The following is a 16,385-nucleotide window of genomic DNA, read 5'->3' as shown; positions in this document are numbered from 1 at the left end:
TAAACAATTGACTTTTTTCTTAAAATTCAATATGTTCATAAAAACATCTGTTTTTCATAAGTATAATTAACCTGAATGGTTTTGGAATTTGGGAAGGAGAATGTAGCTTTGAAAACATTAGAACTACAAGAGCGTTTAACTGAAATTTTTCAGCATTTACATGAAAATCCTGAAGTGAGTTGGAAAGAGTATGAAACGACAGCGTATATTACTAACTTTTTAAAAGAAGAAGGAATTTCATATAAAATATTTGATGATTGCCCAGGCGTAATCGCTGAAATCGGAAGCGGGAACCCAGTTATTGCGATTCGTGCTGATATGGATGCACTATGGCAAGAAGTAGACGGAGAATTTAAAGCGAATCATTCATGTGGTCATGATGCTCATATGACAATTGTGATGGGGCTTATTTTACAATTGAAAAATATGAGGTGGGATAGTGGAACAGTTAGATTTATTTTTCAGCCGGCAGAGGAAAAAGGAAATGGTTCTTTAAAGATGGTAGAGAAGGGCGCTGTGGATGATGCTGATTTCTTATTTGGTGTTCATTTAAGGCCGATTGAAGAACTGCCTTTGAAACAAGCTGCCCCATCTATTCGTCACGGAGCAGCAGGGTTTTTAGAGGGAACGATTCATGGGGAAGACGCACATGGTGCAAGACCTCACCAAGGTGTGAATGCGATTGATGTCATTTCTATGATTAATATCGGTTTGAAAAATATATGGTTACCACCGCAAAGTTCTTATTCGGTAAAAATGACGAGGTGCCAAGCTGGTGGTGATAATCTAAATATCATTCCAGGTAACGGTCATTTCAGTTTAGATGTAAGAGCAGAGAGTAATACACTATTACAAGAATTAAAGAAAAAGATAGAGTGTGTAATAGAATCAGCTGCATCGATGGGGTCAAAAACTTCATACGAATGGATTGATCTTGCTCCAGGAGCAGAAGTGTCAGAAGAAGCAGAGCGTTATATGCGCAAAGGTATTATCGAAGTATATGGAGAAGAGAGGTGTACAGGACCACTCTATACGACAGGAAGCGATGATTTCCATTACTACACAGTGAAGAGACCACATTTAAAAGCTGTCATGCTTGGACTAGGGGCAAACCTACAACCTGGATTACACCATCCGTATATGAAGTTTGACCATTCTTGTATAATGGATGGAGTAGAAATATTGAAACAAACTGTATTGAAAGCATTAGAAAACAGGGGCTAGAAAGCTCCTGTTTTTTTTGTAGGAATTTGTCGTTAAGTCGACATATTCGATTTTGCGACGATATAATTTCACGTATCAATTAATTTGATAAAAATGAGCATTCAGTACGTGGTGTATAATAATAGTAATATTTCTTAATAGGAGCAAACGAATGAACGAACAATATTACGATGCAGTTTTAAATATAAAAACAGTCGGTGAGCAAAAAGGGTTTAATAAGTCTATGCATTATCACCGTTATGAACCGACACCATATAGCGGATTAGATGAGTTACTGAATCAATATGAAATAAAAAGTAGCGATCGAGTTGTAGACTTTGGGTGCGGAAAAGGAAGATTAAACTTTTACATGCACCATAAGTGTGGTGCTTCGGCCGTTGGGATTGAAATGAATGAAGAGTTTTATAAAGAAGCAATGGATAATGGTGATCGTTATGCGCGAAAAGTGAGAAACAGTAAAGATAAAATTCGGTTTGAATGTTGTTTAGCGCAGGAATATGAGATTGATCCACGTGATAACCGGTTTTATTTCTTCAATCCATTTTCTGTGCAAGTGTTTATGAATGTAGTGAATAACATTTTGCTTTCGGTAGAGGGAATAGAGAGGGAAGTGGATATTATTTTATACTATCCTTCTGAAGATTATATTTTCTTCTTAGAGAACCAGACTGCGTTTGAATTGAAGAGAGAAGTTAGATTGCCGGGTGCTTATGAGAAGAATGGGAATGAGAGATTTTTAGTTTATACATTAGGATTATAAAAAAAGCAGGTGCCTTGGCACCTGCTTTTTTAAAACTCACGTCTATATAATTAGTTACGGATTAAGTAATCAAATGCACCTAAAGCTGCGTTTGCACCTGAACCCATAGAGATGATGATTTGTTTGTACGGATTATTTGTACAGTCACCTGCACCAAACACTCCTGGTACGTTTGTAGCGCCGTGCTTGTCTGTTACGATTTCACCGCGAACGCGTTCAACTGTTTCGCCTAACCAGTCTGTGTTTGGCACAAGACCGATTTGTACGAATACACCTTGTAATTCAACGTGATGAACTTCTTCAGTTTCACGATCGATGTAAGAAATACCGTTTACTTTGTCAGTACCAGTAATTTCTTTCGTTTGAACGTTTTTCAAAACAGTTACGTTTGGTAAGCTGTTAAGACGCTCTTGTAATACAGCATCAGCTTTTAATTCTGGCATGAATTCAAGAACAGTTACGTGCTTAACAATACCTGCTAAGTCGATAGCTGCTTCAATACCAGAGTTACCTCCGCCGATAACTGCTACGTCTTTTCCAATGAATAATGGACCGTCACAGTGTGGGCAGTATGCTACACCTTTATTTTTGAACTCAGCTTCACCTGGTACGCCAACGTTACGCCAGCGAGCACCTGTTGAAACGATTACGCTCTTACTTTTCAGAATAGCGCCGTTTTCAAGTTCCACTTCAATAAGTTCTTTTTTCTCTAAACGTTTTGCACGTTGTAGATTCATTACATCGATGTCGTATTCTTTTACGTGCTCTTCAAGGCTTGCTACTAGCTTAGGACCTTCAGTGCGTTTTACGCTGATGAAGTTCTCAATGCCCATAGTATCCATTACTTGACCACCGAAGCGCTCAGCAACGATACCAGTGCGGATGCCTTTACGTGCTGCATAAATTGCTGCACTTGCACCAGCAGGGCCGCCACCAACAACAAGAACATCGTATGGATCTTTATCAGAAAGCTCTGATGCATCTGGACCGTTACCCATTTTAGCTAAAATTTCTTCAAGCGTCATACGACCGCTTCCGAAAGATTCGCCGTTTAGGTACACAGTTGGTACTGCCATGATGTCTTTACTTTCTACTTCCTCTTTGAATGCAGCGCCATCAATCATAGTATGTGTAATACCAGAGTTAAGAACGCTCATTACGTTAAGAGCTTGTACAACATCAGGACAGTTATGACAACTTAGGCTGATATAAGATTCAAAATGATATTCGCCTTGAATGTTTTTGATTTGATCGATTAATTTTTGTTCAACTTTTGGAGCACGTCCACTAACTTGTAGTAAAGCTAACACTAATGAAGTAAATTCGTGTCCTAATGGAATACCAGCGAATACGACACCAGTGTCTTCACCAGGGCGATTTACGCTAAAGCTTGGTGTTCTCTCTAGTTCAACTTTTTCTACTGTAATCTTAGATGACATAGTAGCTAATTCGTCTACTAGAGATAACATATCTTTAGATACGTTATCTTCTCCTGCGCTAACTTTAAGTAAAATATCGTTCTCCATTAACTGAAGGTATTGGGATAGTTGTGTTTTTATATCTGCATCTAGTATCATTTTGATCGAACTCCTTAGATTTTGCCTACAAGGTCAAGGCTTGGTTTAAGTGTTGCAGAACCCTCTTGCCATTTAGCTGGGCAAACTTCACCTGGGTTGTTACGTACGTATTGAGCTGCTTTAATTTTGTTAACAAGAATGCTTGCGTCACGACCGATACCGTCAGCATTGATTTCCATAGATTGGATAACGCCGTCTGGATCGATGATGAATGTACCACGAGCAGCAAGACCTTCTTCTTCCATTAAAACGTTGAAGTTTGTAGTAATTGTGCGAGTTGGGTCACCAATCATAATGTATTCGATTTTGCCGATAGTTTCTGAGCTATCATGCCATGCTTTGTGAGTGAAGTGAGTGTCTGTAGATACAGAGTATACTTCAACGCCTAAGTCTTTTAGAGTTGCGTATTGGTTTTGTAAGTCTTCAAGTTCAGTTGGACAAACGAATGTGAAGTCTGCTGGGTAGAAACAAACTACGCTCCATTTTCCTTTTAAACTTTCGTCAGTAACTTGGATAAACTCTCCATTATGGTAAGCATTAGCTTTAAACGGTTTTACTTCTGTGCCGATTAATAACATATTAAAATTCCTCCTAAAGGTTGGTTTTGAGCATCGGAAATTAGTTTGCTCATAAAATATATTTTTTAATTAACTATAATAATTCTAATTCGATATTAATTATCATATAGAAGTGGTTATTTTGTCAAGAGAATAAACCAACTTTATACCAATTTAATTAATATTTATTCTCAATTAAGGCTGCTAGGGAATTAAAAGGTAATTTTCAAGTCATAAATTTTCAATGAGTGTTTGAAAGAGTAGTGTGTATGTTAGAGACATGGTGTAAGTATAAATTCTTAGGAAGGAAATACCTCTTAGAAGTTGTAGATTTGAAAAGGAACTGCTTACTTCTATTTTACAAAGAATTGTGAGATAAATAAAACAAAATGTATCGGAATCTTTGTGAACAATTATTGTCATCATAAATATATATAATAAGAAGTATATTGCAATGAGAAATAGAAACATTGACGCTCATTTCTAACAAGATATAATAAAAACGAGATATGTATTGCAACAAATAAGATATAGTATAGATTGAAAAAATTTCAGTCTATTATTTTTTTATGGCTTTTAGAAAACGTTTACATTTAGTGTGGAGGGGAAACCATGTCTAAGTTCACGAAGTATTTTTTAATGGAAGCTAAAGATGTGATTGCATATGTGCAAGAGAAATTACCTAAGTTCGAACATGCAAAGGGGCTAAAGTGTAAAGAAATAGGTGATGGTAATTTAAATTATGTGTTCCGCGTTTGGGATGAACAGAAGAACATTTCTGTCATTGTAAAGCAAGCTGGGGATACAGCGCGTATTTCAGATGAGTTTAAGTTATCCACGAATCGAATTCGTATAGAATCGGATGTTTTGCGATTAGAGGGAGAGTTAGCATCTGAACTCGTGCCAAATGTATATTTGTTTGATAGTGTGATGAATTGTTGCGTGATGGAAGATTTATCAGATCACACAATATTGCGCACAGCACTCATAAATCATCAAATTTTTTCGAGGCTTGCTGATGATTTAACTACTTTTATGGTAAATACTCTGCTATTAACATCAGATGTTGTAATGAATCATAAAGAGAAGAAGGAACTCGTGAAGAATTATATAAATCCTGAGTTATGTGAGATTACAGAGGACCTCGTATATTCAGAGCCATTTACAAACCATAATAAACGCAATGAATTGTTTCAATTAAATGAAGGATGGATTAGAGAGCATATTTATAGTGATAAAGAACTTCGTATGGAAGTAGCAAAACTTAAGTTTTCGTTTATGACGAATGCACAGGCGCTACTTCACGGTGATTTACATACTGGTTCTGTTTTTGTAAAAAGTGATTCTACAAAGGTTATTGATCCTGAGTTTGCTTTTTATGGACCTATGGGATATGACGTTGGGAACGTAATGGCGAATTTAATGTTTGCATGGGTGAATGCAGATGCAGTGATGCAATCTGGTATGGAGAAAGATACATATATGAACTGGCTAGAATCTACCATAATAGATGTAATTGATTTATTTAAGAAGAAGTTTTTAGATGCCTGGGATATTCATGTGACAGAGGTTATGGCGAAGGAAGAAGGCTTTAACCAAGTTTATTTACAATCTGTATTAGAGGATACAGCTGCAGTGACGGGTCTTGAGTTAATTCGCCGTATTGTTGGTCTAGCGAAGGTAAAGGATATTACTTGTATTGAGAATGATGCAGCGCGTGCTAGAGCGGAGCGAATTTGTCTTCAGGCAGCGAAGAAGTTTATTTTACAAGCGAATCGATATAAAACAGGTAGCAGCTTTGTAGAAACGTTAAAAAAACAAATGCATAGTGCGAAGTAAGGGGAGAAGATGATGGCAGAGCAATTAATACCAATTCAGTGGAAAGATGATGCTTTAGTGTTGTTGGATCAAACGGTATTGCCGAACGAAGTAGTCTATGAATCTTTTAAAACGGCTGAGGGTGTCTGGGATGCGATTCAAGTAATGAAAGTACGAGGAGCTCCGGCAATAGGAGTTTCAGCAGCCTATGGTGTGTATTTAGGGATAAAGGAAGTTGCTGAAAGTTCGGCGGAAGAATTCATAGAGAAAGTAAAAAAGGTATGTGCATATTTAGCAACATCAAGACCGACGGCAGTAAATTTATTTTGGGCACTTGAAAGAATGGAAAGTGTAGCGAAAGAGAATGCTCACTTATCAATTGCGCAGTTGAAAGATAGATTATTAGAAGAAGCAAAAGAGATTCATAGAGAAGATGAAGAAATTAACCGTCAAATTGGAGAACACGCATTAACATTATTCCGTGATGGCATGGGAGTATTAACGCATTGTAATGCAGGGGCGTTAGCAACGACGAAGTACGGTACTGCGACAGCTCCAATGTACTTAGCGAAAGAAAAAGGATGGGACTTAAAAATCTATTCGGATGAAACACGCCCTAGATTACAAGGTTCAACGTTAACAGCATTAGAACTACAGCGAGCGGGAATCGATGTAACGGTCATTACAGATAATATGGCAGCAATGGTCATGTCACAAGGGAAAATTGATGCGGTAATTGTTGGATGTGACCGCGTAGCGGCAAACGGGGATGTAGCAAATAAAATTGGAACATTAGGCGTATCTATTTTAGCTAAATACTACAACATTCCGTTTTATGTAGCAGCACCAACGCCGACAATTGATTTGAAAACACCGACAGGAAAAGAAATTCCAATTGAAGAAAGAGATGCTTCTGAAGTGATCAATCGTTTCGGACAATATTCTGCTCCGAAAGAAAGTAAAGTATACAATCCGGCATTTGATGTTACGCCATATGAAAATGTAACAGCGATTATTACGGAAAAAGGGATTGTGGAAGCACCGTTTACGGAGAACTTAAAAAAGCTATTTTAGTAAGTAGATATATAGTCAGTCATCATAAGCTTCATACTTAGGGGGATGTATATGTTATTACAAAACGAAAGAGAAGAAATTGTAGCGTATGGAAAGAAAATGATCTCCAGTGGTTTAACAAAGGGGACTGGGGGTAATATTAGTATTTTTAATCGTGAACAAGGACTTGTTGCAATTAGCCCAAGCGGTTTAGATTATTATGAAACGAAGCCTGAAGATGTAGTTATATTGAATTTAGATGGTGAAGTGATAGAAGGAGAGAGAAAACCATCAAGCGAGCTCGATATGCACCTTATTTATTATAGAAATCGTGAAGATATAAATGCGCTTGTGCACACACATTCTCCTTATGCGAAGACAATTGCATCATTAGGATGGGAACTTCCTGCTGTGTCATATTTAATTGCTTTTGCAGGTCCGAATGTTCGCTGTGCACCGTATGAAACATTTGGTACGAAGCAATTAGCAGAGGCAGCTTTTGAAGGAATGATTGATCGTCGTGCAGTATTACTTGCGAATCATGGTTTAATGGCTGGTGCAAATAATATAAAAATGGCGTTTACTATTGCAGAAGAAATTGAGTTTTGTGCTCAAATTTATTATCAAACGAAAAGCGTCGGCGAACCGAATCTACTGCCAGAAGACGAGATGGAGAATTTAGCGAAGAAGTTTGAAGGGTATGGGCAGCAGTAAAATGAAAACACCCTCAAGAAAAAATCTTGAGGGTGTTTCTTTACGCTTTCTTAAGCAACAAATACATAAAGTAAGGTGCACCAATTAAGGCGACGACAATACCTGCTGGAATACCGCTAGGTTCGACGATGTTTCGTCCAATTGTGTCTGCTAGTAGTAATAGCCATCCGCCTATTAAAACGGCGATTGGCATGAATATTTGATGTCTTGGTCCGACTAAAGATTTTGCGATGTGAGGAGCCATTAGTCCGATAAAGCTAATTCCTCCTGTTACGGAAACAGCTGCAGCTGCAAGCGCAACGGCTGCAACTAATAAGTATCTGCGTTCTTTTTCAATTTCAATGCCAACACCGATTGCTACTGGTTCGTTTAACGCTAGGATGTTTAATCGATTTGCTTTATAGAAGACAAACGGAATTAATACGATTAACCATGGGAGCATTGCTAAAACGAAGACCCAGTCATCTCCCCAAATATTTCCGGCAATCCATTTTGAAATAAAGTCGACTTTCATACGATCTGCGGATGAAATAAGGACAATCATCATTCCAGATAGTGCAAATGAAAAACCGATGCCGGTTAATGTTAATCGTATTGGCTGAAGTCCTGTGGATTTGCTATATGAAAATACGTAAATTAACACAGCTGTAAGAAAAGCCCCGATAAAGCCAACGACTGGTAGTAAGTAAAGAAATGAACCTACGTCAATTGGGAAGTATAAAAAGAAAACGGCAACTGCAACACCAGCTCCAGAATTGATTCCGAGAATACCAGGTTCAGCTAAATCATTTCGGGTAATTCCTTGCAGGATAGCCCCTGATAAAGCGAGAGCCATACCAGCTAATAATGTAATAACAATTCTAGGTAGTCGTAAAGAATATAAAACGAATTCTTCTTTAAATGTACCTTGTCCCATCAGCGTTGGGATTAACCTGTCATAGGAAAGGGAAGCAGAGCCAAGTCCCATTCCAATTACAATGGTTGTGATGGTAAGCATAAGTAATGCAAGTATGATAAGACGTTGTTTTTTTATAATAGATTGCATCATGAGAAAGTTCTTCCTCCTTTACGTACAATGAATAGGAAGAATGGTAATCCTACAATAGCGACAATTGCCGCGATGGGTGTTTCGTACGGAGCGTTAATAGTACGCCCGATTGTATCTGCAAGTAACATAAAGGAAGCACCAGCGATCGCTGACATCGGTATAACGAAACGGTAGTCTGGTCCAACGATAGGACGAACCATATGAGGCACCATTAAGCCGATAAATGCCATATTTCCGACAAGCGCTACAGAAGCACCAGCAAGCAAGATAATAATGATAAATAAAATCGTTTTAATGACGATAATTTTTTGACCAAGTCCAACAGCAACTTCTTCACTGAAACTAAGGACTGTCAATTTCCTTGCAAGTAAAATAGCGATAAATATACTTATTGAAATAACAGGAATAATAATTTTTAATTGGCTCCAAGTCGTTCCAATTACGCCCCCAGCAGTCCAAAGTGATACATCTTGTGAAATTTTAAAGTAAATGCCAACACCTTCTGAAATTGCGAGCAGGAACGCTGAAACTGCAGCACCTGCTAATACAATTCGAAGAGGGGAAAGTCCACCTTTTTTCACCATGCCAATTCCAAATACCATAATTGCTCCTACCGCAGCCCCGATAAAACAAGCTAATGTTAAGTACAGATAGCTTATGGAAGGGTTGAAAGCAAGTGTTAGTGCAAGTGCAGCATTTGCGCCACCAGTTAAGCCTAGTAATCCAGGATCAGCAAGTGGATTTCGAGTTAATCCTTGCATAATTGCCCCAGAAACGGCAAGTCCAGTTCCGACAAATATGGCAGCAACTTCACGTGGCAAACGTATTTCGCGAATAATAGATATTTTGTCTCCTTTAGCGGAGGAAGTGAGTGCTAACCATACGTCTTTTATAGAAGTATCTGCAGCACCTAATACCATTGCAACCATAAAAATAAGAAAGAATGCAATTATACTCAAAATTAGTTTGTATGTAAAAGCTATAGAACGTGGATTATCGTGATCTTTTGTCATGCGTTTCACATCTTTTCTTTTCATAGAATAAAGGAAGAGGAATTCTTAAATTAAGAATTCCTCATGTTTGTATTATTGACCAAGAAAGCTCTTCTTGAAGAAGTCTAGTTGGAAATCTAATGTAAGTGGATCATTGAAATAGAATTCCATCATGTTTGCTTCATATACACGATTATTTTTTACTGCTGGAATGTTTTTATATGATTCTGTCTCTTGGAATGAGTTATCAGTATCTTTGTTTTTACTTACGATTAAGTAATCACCAGCAAACTCAGGTAATACCTCAGTAGATAATGCGTAGTAACCTTCTTTTAATGCTTTTTCTTTTACTTTTTCAGGCATTTTTAATTTCATTTCTTGGTAAAGAATTTCTGTTCCACGGCCCCAGTTTTCGCCGTATACGTAAAGCTGTTTGTTGAAGTTTTCAACAACAGAAACTGTTGCATCTTCACCAATCTTCGCTTTAATGTCTTTTCCAGCTGTTTGTGCTCGTTTCTTGAAATCATCAACCCAAGTTTTTGCTTCTTTTTCTTTATTTAATAATTTACCGATTTCTAAGTGTTGTGTTAAGTAATCAACTTTTCCGTAAGTGTATGTTACAGTAGGAGCGATTTTCTTTAACTTATCAACATTTTTAATATTGGATAAACCAATGATTAAATCTGGATTTAATTCTGCAATCTTTTCAACATTCTCATCTGATACTTCAGCAACATTTTTAAGCTTGCTATCGAAACGTGGGTTTTGTTTAGACCATGAATCTACCCCAACAAGATTTACACCTAATGACATTACGTTACCAGCGAATGATGATAGGACAACAACACGTTGTGGATTTGCTGGAACTTCAACTTTACCATTTTCAGATTGGTATGTAATTGTTTCTGATTTCTTACCTTTTGCGTCGTTCTTCTTGTCTGTTGAACCATTGCTACAAGCACTCATAACAAGGACGAACAGAACTGTTAGTGAAATAAATAATTTTTTCATCGTCTTTCTCCTTTGGATAGATGATATGTGATATACAATAAATTGTTTAACTGCAATCTCTTTGAAAGAGTAGTGGTAATACAAAAGTCTTGAATATGAGATTTCACAATATAGTATTGACCATATTAATGAAAGAAGATGTAATCTCACAGTTACTAATAATTAACAAATTGATAATGATTATCACTATTGATTCTTTAAATAATATAATTTTATATAGGTGTATTGTCAATAGTAATTTTGATTGTAAATTTTGCAGAAACAGGTTATATTTTATTGAGAATGATAATCAATTACTGATAGCTGAGGAGTGAACACGAATGAATCAAGAAGAATTGTTTGATGTAACCGTGATAGGCGGAGGGCCTGCGGGGCTTTATTCAGCTTTTTATAGTGGACTAAGAGAGATGAAAACGAAAATAATAGAATTTCAACCACAGTTAGGTGGTAAAATACATGTTTATCCGGAGAAAATGATTTGGGATATTGGCGGATTATTACCGGTTACTGGCGAGAAATTAATTGAGCAACTTGTACAGCAAGGATTAACATTTCAGCCTGAAGTTGTATTGAATACAAAAATAGAATCAATTATTCGTAATAAAGATGGTATTTTTACGTTGAAAACAAGCAATGGAGAAGAACATTTTTCAAAAACAGTGATCGTCGCAACTGGGAGTGGTATATTGAATCCACAAAAGTTGTCAATTGAAGGTGCGGAGAGATTTGAAGTCTCGAATTTAAATTATACAGTTAAATCGTTAAAACGTTTCAAAGATAAAACGGTAATTATTTCAGGTGGAGGGAACTCTGCAATTGATTGGGCGAATGAATTAGAACCAATCGCGAAAAAAGTTTATTTAACATATAGAAAAGAAGAATTATCTGGTCACGAGGCACAAGTCAAACAACTTATGAATAGTTCAGCAGAATGTTTCTTTAATACATCGATTACAAAATTAATTGCTGGTGATAACCATGAAACGATTGAATATGTAGAATTAACAAATCATGAAACGGGAGAGGTTTCTCAGTTATCTATCGATGAAGTTATTATTAATCATGGATATGAACGTGACATTACATTATTGGAAAATAGTGAGCTAGATGTCGCAATTGTAGATAATTACTTTATTGCAGGGAATGCAAATAGTGAATCCTCGGTAGACGGATTATATGCTGCTGGAGATATTTTAAAGCATGACGGAAAATTACATTTAATTGCAGGGGCATTCCAAGATGCTGGAAATGCTGTGAATAAAGCGAAACAATTTATTCAACCAGATGCAAGTGAGTATGGTATGGTTTCTTCTCATAATGAGGTATTTAAGAAGAGAAATCGAGAATTGATTAAGCAGATGATGAAATAATAAAGGAACAAGTATACCCCCATTCACTTCTCTATTCGTATGGACGAGAGAGGTGAATGGGGGTTTTCCTGTTTATTATATCTGCAATCATTATCATGACACCGGTTTCATTAGTTCATGTGACATGAACGTTTTATTTGTAATCTCTCTAGAAAACAATGAATCTAGGTTTGGTTTATGCTGTCCCTTTTGCCTGTTCATTCGGAAATGGCATATTTAGTATAGAAGCAATGTATTGTTTTCCATGTTTTCGAGCTAATGATTCTAATATTTGGCGAACGCGTTTTGTAAGATGACCTTGTTTTTTTATAGCTTCACAATATGCATCATAGAAAACGTATTTAGCCCAAAGGAAATCATCTTGTTGGAATAAGAAATGATTTTTGTACCATTCGCCAATTGTATGATAGCAATTGCTTTCATGTACTGCTGCACTTTGTGAAAGAATACGATCGGATAAAGACTTAGATAGATGAGAAATTGTGTTTTCTGTTTCAACTCGTAATGTTTTTTCTAACATTGTAATGATGTGACGAGTAGCCATATGTTAACTCTCCTTTGTGTAAATGGGTAATACCATTCTATAGTTTTAAAAAATACTTACTATATTATTATACAATATATGGAATGCATCTACCTGCTTTTTAATTTGTATTTACAAAATCTTTTTTATTTGTTTACAAAAATAAAGTAAGATACAGTATATATATGAAAAAACTATAAAGGAATGAACACATTGTATATAACGATAGAAGAGGCTGCGGAATATTTGAATTTACCCAAATCGTATGTTGAAGATTTAATTCAGCAAAAGAAAGTTCGTGCACTGTTTGATGGAGAGCAATATTTATTAAACAAGGAACAGTTTAATACACATTTAGAACAAATGGAGAAATATAAGCAATTAGTGGAAGAAATATTAAATGAGCCAATTCCGGAAGATATGGATGTTAAAGACGAAGATTAAATTTATGAAAATCCCCCGTATTAAGATATGCAGAAATGTATCTTAATACGGGGGATTTTTGTATGAAGATATGAAAAAATCACCTAAAAACCCTAGAGTGAATTTAAGGGAAAGAAGATTTTATAGGGATTCGTACTATTAGTTAAAAGCATATTTTTTCATAGCGGGGACAAACATAGCGAACATAACCTGTACAGATACATATACTATCAGTGCAAAAGCTTATAAATTAATGGAAGGGGTTTTCTCGTGAGTTTACTTCATTGTGATTTTTTGAAAGATTTAATTGGATCGTATGTAAGAGTAAACAGAGGTGGACCAGAATCTCAAAAAGGGACAATAGTATCAGTATATACGGACTACTTCGTATTAAAGAATGAAAAAGGAGAGCACTATTGCTATCAGCTTCGTCATCTGAAAAGTGTTACAAAAAATACGAAAGATTGTGTAGAAGATGATTGTGGATGGTTGGAATATGATTATGCAGAAGAATTTGAAAAACTACTTCTAAGCTTCAAATACCGTTGGGTAAAAATTAATCGTGGTGGCCCAGAGAAAGTTGAAGGGATTTTACAAGACGTTTCTTGCGATTACGTAACGTTAATTATAAAAGAAGAAGTTGTATTAATAGCACTAGCTCATATTAAAAGTGTTAGTTATAACGAACCAGTATGCGAAGAGAGCGATGAGAAAAGTGATGAAAGTAGCAATAATTCAAGTCGAGCTCGTGCACAAAGACAATCAAGAAGATAATGATAATAAGAAGGGAGGATACAAATGTGGAGAGTGTATTATACTGTGAGCAAATTAAAAGTTTAGTTGGTGAGAATGTAAAAGTAAATCTTCGCGGACCAGAAAGTCGAGTGGGAATACTTGCATCGTTAGGGGGAGATTACCTTACACTACAACTACCTCATGGAGAATTAGTATATTACCAATTGAAACATGTGAAGAGTCTAGTTAAGAAAGTAAAAGAAAGTAAATGTGGCGATTGCTATATCTCACGTTTCTACTCTGATGATGATAATTTTGTCGATGTATTACGTGACTTGAAGTATAAGTGGGTAAAAATTAACCGTGGTGGACCAGAGTGTGTGGAAGGCTTATTAAGTGAAGTACATGATGAATGTATAACACTAGTAAATGGTGATGAAGTTATTTACGTGATTATTTATCATATTAAGAGTGTGAGTCAAGTAGTTAAATATAAAAAGAATGAAGATGAATAATGTTTAATAAATAAGAGGGGCATTATGAGGGAAAGAGAAGAACAATTTCTTATTTCGATAGTATGAAAAGGAATTACTTACTATTAAGACAGAACATTGCCCTGATTATTTTTTTGAAATGGAAGATAGGAAAGTTGAAATTCATAGGAAGGAGGATATAGATGAATGAGTTGAATAAAAGTATTGGAGAAAATATATATGTTAAATTAATCGGTGAAAAAAGATTTAAAGGTGTATTAATTGATGTAGGAAATGATATCGTTGTTCTTTACAATGGACAAGACTACGTATATATATCTTTATACCATGTACAATATTATAAAATTTTAAGACCACATGATGAAGAAGTATCAAGACCAGATGTTGATTCTGTAATTAAGAGGGAATCCCCTTCCATTTCTTTGAGAAAAGTATTAAGTACTTCTAAAGGGATTTTTACAGAAGTTTATGTAGCAGGAAATGCTCCAATACATGGTTATGTTACAAGTGTAATGAACGATTATATTGTTTTTTATAGTCCAGTCTATAAAACAGTATATATATCTTTAAAGCATTTGAAATGGTTAATTCCGTATAAAGAAAATCAAGTCCCTTATGCCCTCAATAAAAATGAGCTCCCCGTGAATCCGTTAAATATTACGTTAGCTAGAACCTTTGAAGAACAGCTTATTAAAATGGCTGGCAAAATCATGGTGTTCGATTTAGGTGAGGAATCTAATAAAATCGGAAAGATGGCGAAGATTGATGAAGGGCATATTGAAATATTAAAAGCACGTGATGCAAAAATGTATGTAAACATTCAGCATGTAAAATCTGTCCATTGTCCGTAGACTAGTTGAAAGGCTGGCTTTTTCTTTTATATATGCAAAAGAAAAGGTCGAGCCTATTTATTTAATTTGATTTGGATGTGAGGGGAAAAATGAATTGAATATAAATATGTTAGCTTTATCTATGAAGAGCTAATCTTGTGCAAAATTATAAAAAATATGTACGAGCCATCTTTTAATATATTCAATTTATTTTTGGAGGGAGAACTGTTCAACTAATATATTAAAGGGGTTTTGTTTGTGGAGCAGTTTCCAAATTCGTTATCGATTACATTACTTGGTAGTGCTGGTGGAGCAGCAAAAGCAGTTTTAGCAATTTTAAATCAAGCGATAGTAAATGAAAAAGACCCGATTTATGAAGCGATAAAGAATGTTAAATTTCATTTGGTTGATATAAAACAAAAAGATAGGACTTATTATGATGAGTTGTTTCCAAATTTGAAAAATCAATTGTTTTTATATGAAATTGACCTTCAAGATGTAGTGAAATTCAAACAACATTTGCAAGAAAAAAGCACGGGTGTTGTTATTGATGTTTCGGGGGCAGATACGATCAGAGTCTTAAGCTGTTGTAATGAACTTGGAATTAGTTATATTAATTCAGCTTTGGAAAATGAGGCAGTAGATCAGGACGATAGTTTAATTGGTTTTCAGCTTACGGAAAGGTATACGAGGTTTGAGAAGGAGAAAGCAACATTTACAAATACAAGAGCGATTATAGGCTCAGGTATGAATCCTGGTGTTGTTCAATGGATGGTTGTTGAGCTTATGAAAGAACGTCCAAATGAAAAGCCACGAGCATGCTATATTGTAGAACATGATACGTCATTTTTGAATGATACGGCACTTATAAAGCCACATACACTTTATGCTTCATGGGCAGTAGAGCGATTTCTAGATGAAGCGATATGGAGTTATCCGATGTATATGAGTCATCATCGTCCTCTTTATTTTTATGAGGATGTATATGCTTCAGAGTACAAAGTAAAGTTAGGAGAAAAAGAGTTTTATGGTTGTTTAATGCCACATGAGGAAGTTTTAATTTTAGGGAAAAACTTCAACATGGAAGTTGGTTTTCTTTATCGAATTAATGAGTATACAACAGATTTAATTAGACAGAACTTAGATAATGTAGAAGATTTATGGAACTGGAATCGTAAAGTATTCAATCCAGCGGAAGAAGAGATTGCAGGAGAAGATCTAGTCGGTGTGTTACTCGTTTATGAAAATAACGAGAC

At 35.8% G+C, this 16,385-nt stretch carries 17 protein-coding genes; 11 read left to right on the top strand and 6 right to left on the bottom strand.

Annotated elements, in window-relative coordinates; translation table 11 throughout:
- The first annotated feature begins 108 nt into the window (after window positions 1-108).
- Window positions 109-1,224, top strand: coding sequence for a M20 peptidase aminoacylase family protein (locus CDB3_RS22965; protein WP_128856083.1), 1,116 nt, complete (start codon window positions 109-111; stop codon window positions 1,222-1,224).
- 151 nt (window positions 1,225-1,375) lie between these two features.
- Window positions 1,376-1,984 carry an SAM-dependent methyltransferase gene (locus CDB3_RS22960; RefSeq protein ID WP_128856082.1) on the top strand — a complete coding sequence of 203 codons (609 nt, stop codon included), beginning with the start codon at window positions 1,376-1,378 and terminating at the stop codon, window positions 1,982-1,984.
- 50 nt (window positions 1,985-2,034) lie between these two features.
- Here the strand turns inward: CDB3_RS22960 and ahpF are convergent, their stop codons facing one another.
- Window positions 2,035-3,561: an alkyl hydroperoxide reductase subunit F gene (gene ahpF, locus CDB3_RS22955; protein ID WP_128856081.1), complete on the bottom strand. Its 1,527-nt coding sequence runs from the start codon at window positions 3,559-3,561 to the stop codon at window positions 2,035-2,037.
- Window positions 3,562-3,575: 14 nt separating this feature from the next.
- Entirely contained in the window at window positions 3,576-4,139 is a 564-nt protein-coding gene (gene ahpC / locus CDB3_RS22950) for an alkyl hydroperoxide reductase subunit C (RefSeq protein WP_000924420.1), read from the bottom strand.
- A 591-nt stretch (window positions 4,140-4,730) separates the two neighbouring features.
- Here ahpC and mtnK point away from each other — a divergent pair.
- The 3 genes from mtnK to CDB3_RS22935 are packed head-to-tail and all read left to right on the top strand — an operon-like array spanning window position 4,731 to window position 7,703.
- The gene (gene mtnK / locus CDB3_RS22945) at window positions 4,731-5,957 is read left to right on the top strand and encodes an S-methyl-5-thioribose kinase (RefSeq protein WP_128856080.1); all 1,227 of its coding nucleotides are present in this window, start codon (window positions 4,731-4,733) and stop codon (window positions 5,955-5,957) included.
- Between the two features lie 12 nt (window positions 5,958-5,969).
- Window positions 5,970-7,010 (top strand): S-methyl-5-thioribose-1-phosphate isomerase, encoded by a 1,041-nt coding sequence (mtnA, locus tag CDB3_RS22940; RefSeq protein ID WP_128856079.1) that lies wholly within the window; start codon window positions 5,970-5,972, stop codon window positions 7,008-7,010.
- 51 nt (window positions 7,011-7,061) lie between these two features.
- Window positions 7,062-7,703, top strand: coding sequence for an L-fuculose-phosphate aldolase (locus tag CDB3_RS22935; protein WP_128856078.1), 642 nt, complete (start codon window positions 7,062-7,064; stop codon window positions 7,701-7,703).
- A gap of 40 nt (window positions 7,704-7,743) precedes the next feature.
- Here CDB3_RS22935 and CDB3_RS22930 read toward each other — a convergent pair whose 3' ends face one another.
- Genes CDB3_RS22930 through CDB3_RS22920 form a run of 3 tightly spaced genes read right to left on the bottom strand, consistent with a single transcriptional unit; the run spans window position 7,744 to window position 10,754 of the window.
- Complete coding sequence (locus CDB3_RS22930; protein ID WP_128856077.1) at window positions 7,744-8,751, bottom strand: FecCD family ABC transporter permease; 1,008 nt, start codon at window positions 8,749-8,751, stop codon at window positions 7,744-7,746.
- Window positions 8,748-9,788, bottom strand: coding sequence for a FecCD family ABC transporter permease (locus CDB3_RS22925; RefSeq protein WP_128856076.1), 1,041 nt, complete (start codon window positions 9,786-9,788; stop codon window positions 8,748-8,750). The genes CDB3_RS22930 and CDB3_RS22925 overlap by 4 nt, the downstream gene beginning before the upstream one ends.
- Before the next feature lie 48 nt (window positions 9,789-9,836).
- Entirely contained in the window at window positions 9,837-10,754 is a 918-nt protein-coding gene (locus CDB3_RS22920) for an iron-hydroxamate ABC transporter substrate-binding protein (RefSeq protein WP_000732562.1), read from the bottom strand.
- Window positions 10,755-11,074: 320 nt separating this feature from the next.
- Between CDB3_RS22920 and CDB3_RS22910 the strand changes: the two genes are divergently transcribed.
- A complete protein-coding gene (locus CDB3_RS22910; protein ID WP_128856074.1) occupies window positions 11,075-12,124 on the top strand; it encodes an NAD(P)/FAD-dependent oxidoreductase in 1,050 nt (349 codons plus the stop codon).
- A 175-nt stretch (window positions 12,125-12,299) separates the two neighbouring features.
- Here CDB3_RS22910 and CDB3_RS22900 read toward each other — a convergent pair whose 3' ends face one another.
- Entirely contained in the window at window positions 12,300-12,668 is a 369-nt protein-coding gene (locus CDB3_RS22900; protein WP_071747242.1) for a hypothetical protein, read from the bottom strand.
- A gap of 183 nt (window positions 12,669-12,851) precedes the next feature.
- On the opposite strand from CDB3_RS22900, the gene CDB3_RS22895 reads away from it, so the two are divergent.
- The 5 genes from CDB3_RS22895 to CDB3_RS22875 form a co-directional block, all read left to right on the top strand.
- Window positions 12,852-13,091 carry a helix-turn-helix domain-containing protein gene (locus CDB3_RS22895; protein WP_080018159.1) on the top strand — a complete coding sequence of 80 codons (240 nt, stop codon included), beginning with the start codon at window positions 12,852-12,854 and terminating at the stop codon, window positions 13,089-13,091.
- 249 nt (window positions 13,092-13,340) lie between these two features.
- Window positions 13,341-13,844 (top strand): spore coat protein, encoded by a 504-nt coding sequence (locus tag CDB3_RS22890; RefSeq protein WP_128856073.1) that lies wholly within the window; start codon window positions 13,341-13,343, stop codon window positions 13,842-13,844.
- 26 nt (window positions 13,845-13,870) lie between these two features.
- Window positions 13,871-14,320: a spore coat protein gene (locus CDB3_RS22885; protein ID WP_128856072.1), complete on the top strand. Its 450-nt coding sequence runs from the start codon at window positions 13,871-13,873 to the stop codon at window positions 14,318-14,320.
- Between the two features lie 161 nt (window positions 14,321-14,481).
- Window positions 14,482-15,150 (top strand): LSm family protein, encoded by a 669-nt coding sequence (locus CDB3_RS22880; RefSeq protein ID WP_128856071.1) that lies wholly within the window; start codon window positions 14,482-14,484, stop codon window positions 15,148-15,150.
- 237 nt (window positions 15,151-15,387) lie between these two features.
- Window positions 15,388-16,385 (top strand): S-adenosylmethionine decarboxylase related protein (locus CDB3_RS22875; protein ID WP_128856070.1); only part of this gene is annotated, 998 nt, incomplete at its 3' end.

It is taken from the genome of Bacillus sp. CDB3 (assembly GCF_002081505.1).
GTDB lineage: Bacteria > Bacillota > Bacilli > Bacillales > Bacillaceae_G > Bacillus_A > Bacillus_A cereus_AT.
This window is presented reverse-complemented; position numbering and strand designations above follow the sequence as displayed.

What these genes read in the sequence shown, in the direction of transcription:
- CDB3_RS22960 (WP_128856082.1), top strand. Translation starts at nt 1,376, where the DNA reads ATGAACGAACAATATTACGATGCAGTTTTAAATATAAAAACAGTCGGT.
- CDB3_RS22920 (WP_000732562.1), bottom strand. Translation starts at nt 10,754, where the DNA reads ATGAAAAAATTATTTATTTCACTAACAGTTCTGTTCGTCCTTGTTATG.
- CDB3_RS22935 (WP_128856078.1), top strand. Translation starts at nt 7,062, where the DNA reads ATGTTATTACAAAACGAAAGAGAAGAAATTGTAGCGTATGGAAAGAAA.
- ahpF (WP_128856081.1), bottom strand. Translation starts at nt 3,561, where the DNA reads ATGATACTAGATGCAGATATAAAAACACAACTATCCCAATACCTTCAG.
- CDB3_RS22925 (WP_128856076.1), bottom strand. Translation starts at nt 9,788, where the DNA reads ATGAAAAGAAAAGATGTGAAACGCATGACAAAAGATCACGATAATCCA.
- mtnA (WP_128856079.1), top strand. Translation starts at nt 5,970, where the DNA reads ATGGCAGAGCAATTAATACCAATTCAGTGGAAAGATGATGCTTTAGTG.
- mtnK (WP_128856080.1), top strand. Translation starts at nt 4,731, where the DNA reads ATGTCTAAGTTCACGAAGTATTTTTTAATGGAAGCTAAAGATGTGATT.
- CDB3_RS22910 (WP_128856074.1), top strand. Translation starts at nt 11,075, where the DNA reads ATGAATCAAGAAGAATTGTTTGATGTAACCGTGATAGGCGGAGGGCCT.
- CDB3_RS22880 (WP_128856071.1), top strand. Translation starts at nt 14,482, where the DNA reads ATGAATGAGTTGAATAAAAGTATTGGAGAAAATATATATGTTAAATTA.
- CDB3_RS22900 (WP_071747242.1), bottom strand. Translation starts at nt 12,668, where the DNA reads ATGGCTACTCGTCACATCATTACAATGTTAGAAAAAACATTACGAGTT.
- CDB3_RS22895 (WP_080018159.1), top strand. Translation starts at nt 12,852, where the DNA reads ATGAACACATTGTATATAACGATAGAAGAGGCTGCGGAATATTTGAAT.
- ahpC (WP_000924420.1), bottom strand. Translation starts at nt 4,139, where the DNA reads ATGTTATTAATCGGCACAGAAGTAAAACCGTTTAAAGCTAATGCTTAC.
- CDB3_RS22930 (WP_128856077.1), bottom strand. Translation starts at nt 8,751, where the DNA reads ATGATGCAATCTATTATAAAAAAACAACGTCTTATCATACTTGCATTA.